The sequence below is a fragment of the Streptomyces sp. NPDC056738 genome (assembly GCF_042790435.1).
GTDB lineage: Bacteria > Actinomycetota > Actinomycetes > Streptomycetales > Streptomycetaceae > Streptomyces.
This window is the reverse complement of record NZ_JBHTZF010000010.1, coordinates 47,639-62,623: the sequence shown is the minus strand read 5'-3', so window position 1 is coordinate 62,623 and position 14,985 is coordinate 47,639. Positions and strand designations below refer to the sequence as shown.

Here is a 14,985-nt window from a genome sequence, read left to right as displayed (position 1 = left end):
ATGAGTCGTCCGAGCAACGAGCTGTACGTGCCCGCGGGCACCACGGCCGACGCCCACTACGCCCTCGACATCGACCCCGAACGGGCCGGCTGGACCCACAGCAGCCTGCGGATCGTGGAGCTCGCCCCCGGCGGCACCCACACCTTCACCACCGGGGACAGCGAATGGATCGTGCTCCCGCTCGGCGGCGGCTGCACGGTGCGCACCAAGGACGGCATGGACGAGCAGGAGTTCCAACTCCTGGGCAGGCGGAGCGTGTTCGACGGGGTCTCCGACTTCGCGTACGTTCCCCGTGAGGCCCGGGCCCAGATCGCCTCCGGCGCGGGAGGCCGCTTCGCCCTGGCAGGAGCGAAGTGCGAGCGCCGACTCCCCGCCCGCTACGGCCCCGCGCCGGAGGTTCCCGTCGAAGACCGCGGCAGCGGCGCGTGCGCGCGCCAGGTGCGCAATTTCGCCGCCGCGGACGTCTTCGACTGCGACCGGCTCATCGCCGTGGAGGTGATCACCCCGGGCGGCAACTGGTCCTCGTACCCGCCGCACAAGCACGACGAGAACCTGCCCGGGGTCGAGTCCCTGCTGGAGGAGATCTACTACTTCGAGATCGAGGGACCGAACGGTTTCGGCTATCAGCGCGTATTCCCTTCCCGTGAGGGCGGTTCGGACGTCCTCGCCGAGGTCCGCACCGGCGACGCCGTCCTCGTCCCCGACGGATGGCACGGCCCGTCCATCGCCCAGCCCGGTCACACCATGTACTACCTGAACGTCATGGCGGGGCCGGGCGGGGACAGGGAGTGGCGGATCCGCTTCCACCCGGGACACGCGAAGAGCACAGGGGGATACCGATGACCTCGACGACGAGGCTGACGGTCGCGCAGGCGCTGGTGCGGTTCCTGGCCGCTCAGTACACCGAACGGGACGGCGAGCGCCACCGGCTGATCGGCGCCGTCTGGGGCATCTTCGGCCACGGGAACGTCGCCGGGATCGGCCAGGCGCTCGTCGAGTACGCCACGGTCCCCGGCGGCGGGACATCCGCCGCACCTCCCGTGATGCCGTTCCACCAGGGGCGCAACGAGCAGGCCATGGTGCACGCGGCCGTCGGCTACGCCCGCCAGTGCGGCCGGCTGTCCACGCACGCCGTGACCACCTCGATCGGGCCGGGCGCCACCAACCTCGTCACCGGCGCCGCGCTCGCCACCGTCAACCGGCTGCCGGTGCTGCTGCTGCCCGGCGACGTGTTCGCGGCCCGCCCCGCCGACCCGGTGCTCCAGCAACTGGAGGTCCCCTTCGCCGGGGACGTGTCGGTCAACGACTGTCTGCGCCCGGTGTCGAAGTACTTCGACCGGATCACCCGCCCCGAGGCCCTGATTCCGGCGGCGCTCCAGGCGATGCGCGTGCTCACCGACCCCGTCGACACCGGCGCCGTCACCCTCGCGCTGCCCCAGGACGTGCAGGCGGAGGCGTACGACTGGCCCGAGGAGTTCTTCGCCGAGCGGACCTGGGCGGTACGGCGCCCGGCGCCCGACGCCGGCGAGCTGGCCCGCGCCGTCGAGGCGGTCCGCGGGGCCCGGCGTCCGCTGATCGTCGCGGGCGGCGGTGTCCACCACAGCCGTGCCGAGGAGGCGCTGGCCGAGCTCGCCTCGGCCACCCGTATCCCCGTCGCCTCCACCCAGGCGGGCAAGGGTTCGCTGCGCTGGGACCACCCGCAGGACGTCGGCGGCATCGGGCACACCGGCACGGCGACCGCCGACGAGCTGGCCCGCACCGCCGACCTGGTGATCGGGGTCGGCACCCGGTTCACCGACTTCACCACCGCCTCGGGCACGCTGTTCGCGGCCTCGGACGTCCGTTTCCTCAACCTCAACATCGCCGCGTACGACGCGCACAAGCTCGCCGGCTCTCCGCTGATCGCCGACGCCCGCGCCGGTCTCGAGGCGCTCACCGAGGCGCTGCTGCGGCACCGCCACCGCGCGGAGCCCGCGTACGTCACCGAGTACACGGACGACAAGGAGCGCTGGGAGTACCGCGTCGACGCGGCCTACGAGGCGGAGGACATCGACATCCGCCCCACCCAGCCGCAGGTCCTCGGCGTCCTCGACGAGCTGGTCACCGACGAGGACATCCTGATCAACGCGGCCGGCTCGCTCCCCGGCGACCTGCACAAACTGTGGCGGGCGCGGTCGCGGGACCAGTACCACGTCGAGTACGGCTATTCGTGCATGGGCTACGAGATCCCGGCCGCGATCGGGGTGCGGATGGCGGCCCCGGACCGGCCCGTGTGGGCACTGGTCGGCGACGGCACGTATCTGATGATGCCCACCGAGATCGTCACCGCCGTCCAGGAGGATGTCGCGATCAAGGTGGTCATCCTGCAGAACCACGGGTACGCGTCCATCGGCGGGCTCTCGGAGTCCGTGGGCGGCGAGCGTCTGGGCACGGCGTACCGCCGTCTGGCCGCCGACCGTACGTACACGGGAGTGCCTCTGCCGGTGGATCTCGCGGCCAACGCGGCCAGTCTGGGTATGCGGGTCCTGCGCGCGAGGACCGTGCGTGACCTGCGGGCGGCCCTGGCCGAGGCGCGTGAGGCGGACACTCCCACTTGTGTCTACGTGGAGACCGAAACGGCAGACACAGTGTCGGGCGCGCCCCCGGCCCAGGCCTGGTGGGATGTACCTGTGGCCGAGACCGCGACCCGATCGTCGGCGGTCAAGGCACGTGAGGAGTACGACCGGCACGTCGCCGCCCGACGCCGCCATCTGTGAAGGAGTAATTGGCCATGACGAAGACCGTCGACCACTGGATCGGTGGCAAGTCCGTCGAGGGTGCGTCGGGTACGTACGGGCCGGTCACCGACCCGGCGACCGGCGCCGTGACCACGAAGGTCGCGTTCGCGAGCGTCGAGGAGGTCGACGCCGCCGTCGCCGCCGCGAAGGACGCGTACGCCACCTGGGGGACGTCGTCGCTGGCCAAGCGCACCACGATCCTGTTCAAGTTCCGCGCGCTGCTCGACGCCCACCGCGACGAGATCGCCGCCCTGATCACCGCCGAGCACGGCAAGGTGCACTCGGACGCGCTCGGCGAGGTCGCCCGCGGTCTGGAGATCGTCGAGCTGGCCTGCGGGATCACGACGCAGCTCAAGGGCGAGCTGTCGACCGAGGTGGCCTCCCGGGTCGACGTGTCCTCGATCCGCCAGTCGCTGGGTGTCGTCGCGGGCATCACGCCGTTCAACTTCCCGGCGATGGTCCCGATGTGGATGTTCCCCATCGCCATCGCCTGCGGCAACACCTTCGTCCTCAAGCCCTCGGAGAAGGACCCGTCGGCCGCCATGAAGCTCGCCGAGCTGCTGGCCGAGGCCGGTCTGCCCGACGGTGTCTTCAACGTGGTGCACGGCGACAAGGTGGCCGTCGACCGCCTCCTGGAGCACCCGGACGTCAAGGCGGTGTCCTTCGTCGGCTCGACGCCGATCGCCCGCTACATCCACACCACCGCCGCCGCGAACCACAAGCGGGTCCAGGCCCTGGGCGGCGCCAAGAACCACATGCTGGTCCTGCCGGACGCCGACCTGGACGCCGCCGCCGACGCCGCCGTCTCGGCCGCGTACGGCTCGGCCGGCGAGCGCTGCATGGCGATCTCCGCCGTCGTGGCGGTCGGTTCCGTCGGCGACGAGCTGGTGGCCAAGATCCGCGAGCGCGCCGAGAAGATCAAGATCGGTCCCGGCAACGACCCGGCCTCCGAGATGGGGCCGCTCATCACGGCCGTCCACCGCGACAAGGTGGCGTCCTACGTGAAGGGCGCCGCCGACCAGGGCTGCGAGGTCGTCCTCGACGGCACCGGCTACACGGTCGAGGGCTACGAGGACGGCCACTGGATCGGCCTCTCGCTCCTGGACCGGGTGCCGGTGACGGCGGACGCGTACAAGGACGAGATCTTCGGCCCGGTGCTGTGCGTGCTGCGCGTGGACACCTACGACGAGGGCGTGGCGCTGATCAACGCGTCGCCCTTCGGCAACGGCACCGCGATCTTCACCCGTGACGGCGGCGCCGCCCGCCGCTTCCAGCTCGAGATCGAGGCGGGCATGGTCGGCGTGAACGTGCCGATCCCGGTGCCGGTGGGCTACCACTCCTTCGGCGGCTGGAAGGACTCCCTGTTCGGGGACCACCACATCTACGGCAACGACGGCACGCACTTCTACACCCGCGGCAAGGTCGTCACCACCCGCTGGCCGGACCCGTCCGAGGCCCCGGCGGGCGTCGACCTGGGCTTCCCGCGCAACCACTGAGGCGTCCGCGCACGACGGTGCCCCGTCCCTCGCACGAGGGGCGGGGCACCGTCGTGCCGGGGTCTACTGCTGCTGCGCCGCGGCCTTCTTCATGAGCTCGGTGACATCACCGGTCTGTGCGGCCGGCGGGGCCTTCACGTCGGCGGTGGCGCCGAACTTCTCGAAGTCCATGGTCACCGTCATGGTGCCGATGACCTCCTTGAAGCGGACGGGCAGGTCCTTGGAGCCGACCCAGATGTCCATGGTGATCGCGTCGACGGTGCCGGTGGCCGAGCCGAAGAGCGTGTCGTCCCCGCCCGCGAGGGCGTCCTTGTACTTGCCCATGTGGCTCTTGTCGATCACGGCCCGGTAGTGGGTCGCGCTCCTGCCGTCGACGGTCTCCTTGCCGAGGTCCTCGACGTCGCTCGCGTACTTCAGGCTCCGCATGCTCGCCGCCGGGCTGCCCGCGCCCGAGTTTCCGCGCATCGCCTCGGCGCCCGCCGCGCCGAAGACGGCCGACCCGTCGACCTTCATCCACTCCTTGCCCTTGAGCGGGCCGGAGGGCTGCGGGTCGACGTCGTAGTAGTAGGCCCCGTCGACGAGGAGCGTGCGGATCGTCGGGGAGGCCGTCAGCGTCTGCATCTTCGCGGCCTTGGTGTCCATGCGGACGTCGTAGGCGTAGCCGTGGCCCCAGGAGTAGGTGCCCTCCATGGCGATGGGAGTGGCGCCGTTCGCCTCGGTGGTCATCTTGACCTCGGCGGAGCCCAGGGCCTCCGTCCGGTCGGTGGCCCGCCCCAGCGCCGCCATGATCGTGTCGGCGTGGCTGACCGCCTCGGCGGCCTTCTTCGTCGTCTCCGCACCGCATCCGACCGTCCCGGCCAGTGCCGCGGCGGCCACCCCCGCCCAGACCACGCCCCGCATGTACCGCATGTTCCCCACCCCTGTCCGTGCTTCGTCCGTGCGGCAGGACTCTAGTGGCAGGGACTGACATGACCACCACAGATTAGCGTCCGGAATGCGGACCGATTCCAGTGAGTTTCGGAGCTCGCGCTGCGGTTCTCGTCACGTCGTGACGAAACGGGTAGTGCAGGTGTTTCAGCCTCATGTCCTTTGAAAGCAAGGTCACAGTCTGTGGAGTATTGAGGATTGCAACACGTGCGTGTTACGGCCTGGGAAAGTTATGTGACGTGCGTCGCTCCGCAACTGCGGATTCCGTAGGTAAACGGCCATTGACGCAACGGTTTCCGTCAAGGTTCCATCAACGCGGGAGCGGACGAGAACGAACAACGACGCGAGCCGCCGGAGGCGATATCGCTCCCGACCGAACATCTGATGCACGAGTCGATCGGAACCGCTTCATGACCGACACGCTCCGCCCCGTCGAGACCGCCGTCCTGGACGACGCAGCACCGACGGAGACCGGGAACCCCAAGACGCTCAAGCGTTCCATCGGCGTCGTGGGCGGCACCCTGCTGACGCTGTCCTGCGTGACCCCCGCCTCCACGCTGTTCGTGGTCATCCCCGACCTCTTCGGCTCGCTCGGCACCGCGACCGCCCTCACGATCGCGATCGGCTCGCTGCTCTGTATCGCCGTGGCGTTCTGCTACTCGGAGCTGGGCACCCTCATCCCCAGCGCGGGCGGCGAGTACGCCATGGTCTCGACGCTGGCCGGACGGCTCGCGGGCTGGCTGGTCTTCGTGATGTCCCTGCTGGTGGTGATGATCGTCCCGCCGGTGATCGCCATGGGCACCGCCGACTACCTCGCCCCCGTGGTCCACCTCGACCCGGCGATGACCGGCGCCGGCGTGATGCTGCTGGCCACCCTCGCCGGTCTGCTCGACCTGCGCGCCAACGCCTGGATCACCGGCATCTTCCTCGTCCTCGAAGTCGTCGCCGCCGGCGTGGTGGCCCTCCTCGGCTTCACGCACAGCCAGCGCGGCCTCGGCAGCCTGACCTCCCTGCAGGTCGCCGGAACCGGCGGACACACCGACGCCGTGACGGGCATGCTCGTCATCTCCGGGCTCGCCATCGCCCTCTTCGCCACCCAGGGCTTCTCGACCGCCGTCTACCTCTCCGAGGAGCTGGAGAACCCGCGGCGCAACGTCGCCCGCACGGTGCTGGCCACCCTCGCCATCTCCACGGTCGTCATCCTGGTCCCCGTCGTCGCGATCACCATGGGCGCCTCCGACATCGGGGAGCTCACCGGCGGCGACATCAGCAGCATGGTCACGGCCTGGTCGAACTCGGCCGTCGGCACGTTCGTCAGCCTCTGCGTCGCCCTCGCGATCATCAACGCGGGCATCGTCATGGTCATCCAGAACTCGCGCGTCCTGTTCGCCTCGGCCCGTGACAAGGCCTGGCCCGAGCCGGTCAACAAGGGCCTGTCCCGGCTCGGCCGGTTCGGCTCCCCCTGGGTCGCCACCCTCCTGGTGGGCGTCCCCGGCGCCGCCCTCTGCTTCGTCAACCTCGACACCCTGTACGGCGTCACCGGCGTGTCGGTGACGGCCATGTACCTGCTCGTCGCGGTCGCCGCCCTGCTCGCCCGGCGCGGCCACCACCGCCACACCCCCGCCTGGCGGATGCCGCTGTGGCCCGCGATGCCCGTCCTGCTGATCGTCGTGCTCGCCTACGTCCTCACCCAGCAGGAGACGCAGTACCTCCTGTGGACCGGCGGCATCACCGCCGCCGCCACCCTGTACTGGGCCTTCTACCTGCGCCCGCGCCGCGACACCCGCTGGCTGGTGTCGATCCCGGAGGACGCCCAGGCGTAAGCGGAGCGGCACCCCCCGGCTCCCTCGCCCGGCCCGCCGCTCCCCGGGGACCTCAGCCGAAGGCCCACGTCATCACCGTGCACGACCCGTCGTCCTCGCCACCCGCACCGCGGTACGTGGCGAGGGCGATGTCGTTTCCCCTGTCCACACCCACCCACATGCCGTAGCAGCCGCGTTCGCGGGCCAGGGCCGCGAGTTCACGCACCAGCGCCCGTCCGATGCCACGCCGCCGGAACGCCTCCGCCACGGCCAGCTCGTACGGGAACATCTCGGTGCCCTTGTCCGGGTGGACCGTCTCGACACCGCTGACGAAGCCGACCGGCACCCCGTCCTCGTAGGCCAGGAACAGATGGTGGCCCGGTGTCTCCAGGAACCGCCGGGCCCATTCGGGACGCACCGGAGCGTCGAAGAGGTACTCGGCGGCGGTCAGTTCCAGGGCCGTGGCGGCGCGGCGCAGCTCCATGGCCCGTTCGTACCACGGACGCGGTACACGCGGCCCCCGCCGTACCTCCCCGGGAGGGGGTCCGGTTCAGCCCGGCGGCTGTCCCTGTCGCCGCCCGGCGCCCGTACCGTTGAGGCATGGATCTTCGACTGCCCCGGCCGCGCGGGCCGCGCCGGGGACATCTCGCCGCTCGCACGACGGCGCGAGCCCGCGGGAGATGGGCGGCCGCCGCCGCTGCCCTCGTGGTGCTCGCCGGCGCGGGCACCTGGACGGCCGTCGCCTCCGACGAGGCGCCCGCCGTCCACCGCTCCGACCGCGTCATGACCATGGACGGCGGAGTGCGGCTCGACACCTCGTACTTCACCGCGGGACCGTCCTCGAAGCGCCGCCCCGCCGTCCTCCTCGCACACGGCTTCGGCGGCAGCAAGGCGGACGTCCGCGACCAGGCCGAGAAGCTCGCCCGCGACGGCTACGCGGTCCTGACCTGGTCGGCGCGCGGCTTCGGCAGGTCCACCGGCCGGATCGGGCTGAACGACCCCAAGGCCGAGGTCGCCGACGTCTCCCGGCTCGTCGACTGGCTCGCCCGGCGCCCCGAGGTCCGGCTCGACGGCAGCGGCGACCCGCGCGTGGGCGTGGCGGGCGCCTCGTACGGCGGGGCGATCTCCCTGCTGGCCGCCGCCGACGACCGGCGCGTCGACGCCATCGCCCCGTCGATCACCTACTGGAACCTCGCCGACGCCCTGTTCCCGAACGGCGTGTTCAAGAAGCTCTGGGCGGGCATCTTCATCAACTCCGGCGGCGGCTGCGCCCGCTTCGAACCCGAGCTGTGCGCGATGTACGACCGGGTCGCGGAGTCCGGGAAGCCGGACGCGGCGGCGGCGAAGCTGCTGGAGGAGCGCAGCCCCTCCGCCGTCGGCGACCGCATCAAGGTCCCCACCCTCATCACCCAGGGCCAGTCAGACTCCCTCTTCCCGCTCGGCCAGGCCGACGCGATGGCCGCCGCGATCAAGGCCAACGGCGCTCCCGTCGACGTCGACTGGATCGCGGGCGGACACGACGGCGGCGACATGGAGACGGACCGCGTCACCTCCCGCGTCGTCTCCTGGTTCGACCGCTATCTGAAGGACGACAAGAGCGTCGCCACCGGCCCCGCCTTCCGCGTCACCCGCACCGGAGGCGTGGACTCCACCGACGGCGCCGCCCTGCTGCGCGGCGCGAGTTCGGACACCTACCCCGGACTCGACAGCGGCCCGCACACGGTCGCCCTGATCGGCGGCGAGCAGCGTTTCCAGAACCCGGCCGGCGCCACCCCGCCCGCCATCTCTGCGCTGCCCGGACTCGGCGGCGGCGGCCTCTCCCAGCTCTCCAGCCTCGGCGTCGGCGTCTCCCTGGACTTCCCCGGCCAGTACGCCCGCTTCGAGTCGGTGCCACTGCGCGAGGACCTGCGGATCACCGGCTCGCCCACCGTCACCGTGCACGTCCGGTCCAGCACCGACGACGCGGTCCTCTTCGCGAAGGTGTACGACGTCGGCCCCGGCGGCACCCGGCAGGTGCTGCCCTCCCAGCTCGTCACCCCGGTCCGCGTCGAGGGCGCGAAGAACGGCAAGGACGTCTCCCTGACCCTGCCCGCCGTCGACCACGCGGTCCAGAAGGGCCACCGGCTGCGCCTGGTCCTCGCCTCGACCGACCTCGGCTACGCCTCCCCGGCCGCCCCGGCCACGTACACCGTCTCGCTCCGGAGCGGCGGCCTTCAGGTGCCGACGGCCCCCGGCGTGAAGACCGCCGCGGCGCCGCTGCCCTCCTGGGTGTGGTGGCTGCCGCTCGCCGGCGCGCTCGCCGCGCTGGCGCTGCTGGTGACCGGCCGCCGCCGCACGAGCGCCCCGGAGCCCGACCCCGAACTGGCCGAAGTCCCGCTCCAGATCACCGGCCTGAGCAAGCGCTACGCCAAGTCCGCCGACCGGTACGCGGTACGGGAGCTGTCGTTCCGCGTGGAGAAGGGCCAGGTCCTCGGCCTCCTCGGGCCCAACGGCGCCGGCAAGACCACCACCCTGCGCATGCTCATGGGCCTCATCAAGCCCGACGACGGCGAGATCCACGTCTTCGGGCACGCCATCCGCCCCGGCGCGCCGGTCCTCTCCCGCGTCGGAGCGTTCGTCGAGGGCGCGGGCTTCCTCCCGCACCTGACCGGCCGCGAGAACCTGGAACTGTACTGGCGGGCCACCGGCCGTCCCCCCGAGGACGCCCACATGGAGGAGGCCCTGGAGATCGCCGGACTCGGCGACGCCCTCGCCCGCGCGGTGCGCACCTACTCCCAGGGCATGCGCCAGCGCCTCGCCATCGCCCAGGCCATGCTCGGCCTCCCGGACCTGCTGATCCTGGACGAACCCACCAACGGCCTCGACCCGCCGCAGATCCGCGAGATGCGCCAGGTGATGATCCGCTACGCCGCCGCGGGCCGCACGGTCATCGTCTCCAGCCATCTCCTCGCCGAGGTCGAGCAGTCCTGCACCCACCTCGTGGTCATGGACCGCGGCCGGCTCGTCCAGGCAGGACCGGTGTCCGAGATCATCGGCTCCGGCGACACCCTGCTCGTCGGCACCGGCGCGCCCGTCGACGCGCCGGTCGTGGAGAAGGTGGGCGCGCTGCCGGGCGTGCTCTCGGCCGTCGCGACCGAGGACGGACTCCTGGTCCGCCTCGACCCGGGCGGCAGCGCCCAACGCCTGGTCGTGGAACTCGTACGCCTCGAAGTGCCGGTGGCGTCGGTGGGACCCCACCGCCGTCTGGAAGACGCGTTCCTCACCCTGATCGGAGGCTCCGCATGAGCACGCTCCTCGAGCGGACCGAGACGGCCGACGGTTACCGGGCGCGCCGCACCCTGCCGCTGCGCGTCGAGCTCGTCCGCCAGCTCAAGCGCCGCCGCACCCTGGTCATGGGGATCGTCCTCGCGGCCCTGCCCTTCGTGCTGCTCGCCGCCTTCGCCATCGGCGGGGACCCCGGCGGCCGCAACAACCAGGTCACCCTCATGGACACGGCCACCGCGTCGGGCGCCAACTTCGCCGCGGTGAACCTGTTCGTGTCGGCGGGCTTCCTCCTGGTGATCCCGGTCGCGCTGTTCTGCGGCGACACCGTCGCCTCCGAGGCGAGCTGGTCCTCCCTGCGCTACCTGCTGGCGGCGCCCGTGCCCCGAGCCCGGCTGCTGTGGTCCAAGCTCACCGTCGCGCTCGGCCTCAGCCTCGCCGCGATGATCCTGCTGCCGGTCGTCGCGCTGGCCGTGGGAACCGCCGCGTACGGCTGGGGCCCGCTGGAGATCCCCACCGGCGGCGCGCTCCCCGCGGGCACCGCCGCCCAGCGGCTCCTCGCGGTGATCGCGTACATCTTCGTGTCCCAACTGGTCACCGCAGGGCTCGCGTTCTGGCTGTCGACGAAGACGGACGCCCCGCTCGGCGCGGTCGGCGGCGCGGTCGGCCTGACCATCGTGGGCAACGTCCTGGACGCGGTCACCGCACTCGGCCACTGGCGCGACTTCCTGCCCGCCCACTGGCAGTTCGCGTGGGCCGACGCCATCCAGCCGACACCGGAGTGGGGAGGCATGATCCAGGGAACGGCGATCTCCGTGACATACGCGCTCGTCCTGTTCGCCCTGGCGTTCCGCGGCTTCCGGCAGAAGGACATCGTGTCGTAGCCCACCGGAAGATCACCCACCGGTCTCGGCGATCCCGCGTCGTGGCCGCTTCGCAACCCTTCCGCAACCCGTCCGAGCGCACGTCACGGCCCCCTCGGCCGTCACAGTCACACTGGTCGGCCCACACACGGGCCGTACGCCGAGGGGGCACAGATGGGGATGAAGTACACACGGACGGCGGCCGACACGGGCCATCCGCGCGGCGGCGCACGGCGGGGGAGCCGCCGCAGGGCGGCCGGAGCGCTGCTCGCCCTGCCGATCGCGGGCGCGCTGCTGCTCACCGGATGCGGCGCGGGCGACAGCAGCAAATCCACGGACGGCCCGGACAGGTCCGGCGGCCGCAACAACCTCCCGCTGCCGGCGCCCGCCCAGCCGACCGGCGGCGCGGCCGAGCGCGGCACCGAGGGCGAGCAGTCGGACGCCCCGGACGTCCAGCCGTCGCCCGACTACCTCTCCACCTTCGCCCTCGACGTCGACACCGCGTCGTACGGCTACGCCCGCCGCAGCCTCGCGGACGGTCGCGCCCCCGACCCCTCGACCGTCCGCCCCGAGGAGTTCGTCAACAGCTTCCGCCAGGACTACGAACGCCCCGACGGCAACGGCTTCTCGCTGTCCGTGGACGGCGCCCGCACGAACGACGGACGCTGGTCCCTCGTCCGGGTCGGGCTCGCCACCCGGCCCGCCGAGAGCGAGCGCGAACGCCCGCCCGCCGCCCTCACCTTCGTCATCGACATCTCGGGTTCCATGGCGGAGCCGGGCCGGCTCGACCTGGCCAGGGAATCCCTCGACGTGATGACCGACCGGCTGCGCGACGACGACTCGGTCGCCCTGGTCACCTTCAGCGACGAGGCCGAGACCGTGCTGCCGATGACCCGGCTCGGCGCCCACCGCGCCCGCGTCCACCGGGCGATCGACAGCCTGGAGCCCACCGACTCGACCAACCTCGGCGCGGGCGTGCGGACCGGGTACGCGACCGCCGTCGACGGGCTGCGCGAGGGGGCCACCAACCGGGTCGTCCTGATCTCCGACGCCCTCGCCAACACCGGCGACACGGACGCGGACGACATCCTCGAACGGATCTCCTCGGCCCGCCGCGACCACGGCATCACCCTGTTCGGCGTGGGTGTCGGCAGCGACTACGGCGACGCCCTCATGGAACGCCTCGCCGACAAGGGCGACGGCCACACCACGTACGTCTCCGACCGCGACGACGCCCTCACCGTCTTCTGCGACCAGCTTCCGCAGAACATCGACCTCACGGCACGCGACGCCAAGGCGCAGGTCGCCTTCGACCCGCAGACGGTCGAACGGTTCCGGCTGATCGGCTACGACGACCGGAAGGTCGCCGACGAGGACTTCCGCGACGACCGGGTGGACGGCGGCGAAGTGGGCCCCGGCCACACGGTCACCGCCCTCTACGCCGTCCGCACCCGCCCCGGCGCCTCCGGACATCTGGCCACCGCCACCGTCCGCTGGCTCGACCCCGACTCCCGCGCCCCGCACGAGGCGTCCGGCGGCCTGGAGACCGGCGACCTGCGCGACGGCGTCTGGACCTCGCCGTACTCCTTCCAGGTCACCGCCGTGGCCGCCTACTTCGCCGACGACCTGCGCGCGGGCGACGCCCGCTGGAGCTCCCTGCCCGGTGTCCCCTCCCTCCGGGAACTCGCCTCGCGGGCCCGCACGCTGGCGAACGTGACCGAGGACAAGGACGTCTCGGCGCTCGCGACCGCGATCGGTCAGGCCGACGAACTGGACGTCTGCACCGACGGCTGCGCTCGCTAGCGAGCCCCGGTGAATCGTGTGCGACCCATTGAAATTCCGTTACGCACGGGTAAGTTGACTCGGCGGTAAGAATCCTGCGACCGGGAGCCGTGATGGGCGTACGCAAGGATCTGCGACGGGCGAAGCGGCACGCGGAGGCGGCGGACCGCGGCCGGGTGGAGCTGGTCAGGGACGAGAGCGGCACGGTCCGCGAGGCGCGTGCCGCCACCTTGGCGCCCGCTCCGGCCGGCGGAAGCACGGCCGACCTGCCGTTCACGAACGCCGCCGAGGCTCCCGGCGCCGTCGTGCTGCGGCGGCCGGTCGACGGCGGCTGGACGCCGGTGACCGCCGCCGCCTTCGCCCGCGAGGTCACCGACACGGCCAAGGGGCTGATCGCGGCCGGCCTCGAACCGGGCGGCCGGGTCGCGGTGATGTCCCGTACGCGCTACGAATGGACGGTCCTCGACTTCGCCGTCTGGGCCGCCGGCGGCCAGAGCGTCCCGGTCTACCCCACCTCCTCCGCCGAGCAGGTGGAGTGGATCGTCCGGGACTCGGGGGCCCGCTTCGTGATCGTCGAGAACCCCGCGAACGCGGAGACCGTCGCCACCGCCGTCGCGGGCCATCCCCGGCCCCCGCACGTCCGGCAACTCGACGCGGGAGCCCTCGCCGAACTCGCAGACCTGGGACGGGACATCGCCGACGAGGAGGTCGCCGCGCGGCGTGCCGCGCTCACCCCCGAGACGATCGCGACGATCTGCTACACCTCCGGGACCACCGGCCGGCCCAAGGGCTGCGTCCTCACCCACGCCAACCTGCACGCCGAGGCCGCCAACACGGTCGAACTGCTGCACCCGGTCTTCCAGCAGGTCACCGGCCGGACCGCCGCGACGATCCTCTTCCTCCCGCTCGCCCACATCATGGGCCGCACGCTCCAGATCGCGTGCCTGATGGCGCGGATCGAACTGGGCCACTGCCCGAGCATCAAGCCCGACGAACTGCGGCCCGCGCTGCGGGAGTTCCGGCCCACCTTCCTCGTCGGTGTCCCGTACCTCTTCGAGAAGATCCACGCCACCGGGCGAGCGACCGCCGAGAGGATGGGCCGCGCCGCCTCCTTCGACCGCGCCCACCGCGTCGGCGTGCGCTTCGGGGAGGCGTACCTGAACCGGTTCCTCGGGACGGGCAAGGGCCCCGGGCCCGGCCTGTACGCGGCCTGGGCGCTGTACGACCTGCTGGTCTACCGGCGCATCCGCAAGGAACTCGGCGGCCGCGCGCACTACGCCATCAGCGGCGGCTCCCCGCTCGACCGCGACCTCAACCTGTTCTTCCACGCCGCCGGAATCATCGTCTACGAGGGGTACGGCCTGACCGAGACGACCGCCGCCGCCACCGTGGTCCCGCCGCTCGGCCCCCGCCCGGGAACGGTGGGCCTGCCCGTCCCGGGAACCTCCGTCCGTATCGCCGACGACGGAGAGGTGCTGATCAAGGGCGGTGTCGTCTTCGGCGCCTACTGGAACGACCCGGCCGCCACCGACGCCGTCCTGACCGGCGGCTGGTTCGCCACCGGCGATCTCGGGGCGCTGGACCAGGACGGCTATCTGACCATCACGGGCCGCAAGAAGGACATCCTCGTCACGAGCGGCGGCAAGAACGTCTCGCCGGCCGTCCTGGAGGACCGGCTGCGCGGCCGGGCGCCGGTCGGCCAGTGCCTCGTCGTCGGCGACAACCGCCCGTTCGTCGCGGCGCTGATCACCCTCGACGTCGAGGCGGTCGCCCACTGGCTCGCCGTCCGCGGGCTCCCGGCGGACACCCCGCTCGCGGACGTCGCCCGCGACCCCCGGATGCGCGCGGACGTCCAGAAGGCCGTGGACCACGCCAACGACGCCGTCTCCCGGGCCGAGTCGATTCGCGCCTTCGCCCTGGTGGAGGGCGAGTTCACCGAGGACAACGGGCTCCTCACCCCGTCCCTGAAGGTGCGCAGACACGCGGTGACGACGGCGTACGCGGCCGAGATCGAGAAGCTGTACGGCGGCTGAGGCATCCCCGACCCGACCCGACACGGAACACGAGCCGCGCGCGG

10 protein-coding genes are annotated in these 14,985 nt (G+C 72.1%); 8 read left to right on the top strand and 2 right to left on the bottom strand.

Annotated features, from left to right (window positions below):
• From iolB to mmsA, 3 genes are read left to right on the top strand one after another with little or no spacing between them, the layout of a single operon-like run.
• Complete coding sequence (gene iolB, locus ACFRIC_RS25490) at positions 1-843, top strand: 5-deoxy-glucuronate isomerase (protein WP_382789775.1); 843 nt, start codon at positions 1-3, stop codon at positions 841-843.
• Positions 840-2,756: a 3D-(3,5/4)-trihydroxycyclohexane-1,2-dione acylhydrolase (decyclizing) gene (gene iolD / locus ACFRIC_RS25485; RefSeq protein WP_382789772.1), complete on the top strand. Its 1,917-nt coding sequence runs from the start codon at positions 840-842 to the stop codon at positions 2,754-2,756. Before iolB ends, iolD begins: the two co-directional genes overlap by 4 nt.
• Positions 2,757-2,770: 14 nt before the next feature.
• Positions 2,771-4,273: a CoA-acylating methylmalonate-semialdehyde dehydrogenase gene (gene mmsA, locus ACFRIC_RS25480; RefSeq protein ID WP_382789769.1), complete on the top strand. Its 1,503-nt coding sequence runs from the start codon at positions 2,771-2,773 to the stop codon at positions 4,271-4,273.
• A 63-nt stretch (positions 4,274-4,336) separates the two neighbouring features.
• Here the strand turns inward: mmsA and ACFRIC_RS25475 are convergent, their stop codons facing one another.
• On the bottom strand, positions 4,337-5,182 hold the full coding sequence (locus tag ACFRIC_RS25475; RefSeq protein ID WP_382789766.1) for a hypothetical protein: 846 nt from the start codon (positions 5,180-5,182) through the stop codon (positions 4,337-4,339).
• A 428-nt stretch (positions 5,183-5,610) separates the two neighbouring features.
• Between ACFRIC_RS25475 and ACFRIC_RS25470 the strand changes: the two genes are divergently transcribed.
• Positions 5,611-7,023 (top strand): APC family permease, encoded by a 1,413-nt coding sequence (locus tag ACFRIC_RS25470; RefSeq protein WP_382789764.1) that lies wholly within the window; start codon positions 5,611-5,613, stop codon positions 7,021-7,023.
• 52 nt (positions 7,024-7,075) lie between these two features.
• Here ACFRIC_RS25470 and ACFRIC_RS25465 read toward each other — a convergent pair whose 3' ends face one another.
• Positions 7,076-7,486: a GNAT family N-acetyltransferase gene (locus ACFRIC_RS25465; protein ID WP_382789761.1), complete on the bottom strand. Its 411-nt coding sequence runs from the start codon at positions 7,484-7,486 to the stop codon at positions 7,076-7,078.
• Positions 7,487-7,602: 116 nt separating this feature from the next.
• On the opposite strand from ACFRIC_RS25465, the gene ACFRIC_RS25460 reads away from it, so the two are divergent.
• From ACFRIC_RS25460 to ACFRIC_RS25445, 4 genes are all read left to right on the top strand, one after another.
• The gene (locus tag ACFRIC_RS25460; protein ID WP_382789759.1) at positions 7,603-10,287 is read left to right on the top strand and encodes an alpha/beta fold hydrolase; all 2,685 of its coding nucleotides are present in this window, start codon (positions 7,603-7,605) and stop codon (positions 10,285-10,287) included.
• Entirely contained in the window at positions 10,284-11,147 is an 864-nt protein-coding gene (locus ACFRIC_RS25455) for an ABC transporter permease (protein ID WP_382789756.1), read from the top strand. Before ACFRIC_RS25460 ends, ACFRIC_RS25455 begins: the two co-directional genes overlap by 4 nt.
• 159 nt (positions 11,148-11,306) lie before the next feature.
• Positions 11,307-12,929, top strand: a complete 1,623-nt coding sequence (locus tag ACFRIC_RS25450) for a von Willebrand factor type A domain-containing protein (RefSeq protein WP_382789753.1) — start codon at positions 11,307-11,309, stop codon at positions 12,927-12,929.
• A gap of 92 nt (positions 12,930-13,021) precedes the next feature.
• Positions 13,022-14,941, top strand: a complete 1,920-nt coding sequence (locus tag ACFRIC_RS25445; protein ID WP_382789751.1) for an AMP-dependent synthetase/ligase — start codon at positions 13,022-13,024, stop codon at positions 14,939-14,941.
• Positions 14,942-14,985: the final 44 nt, after the last annotated feature.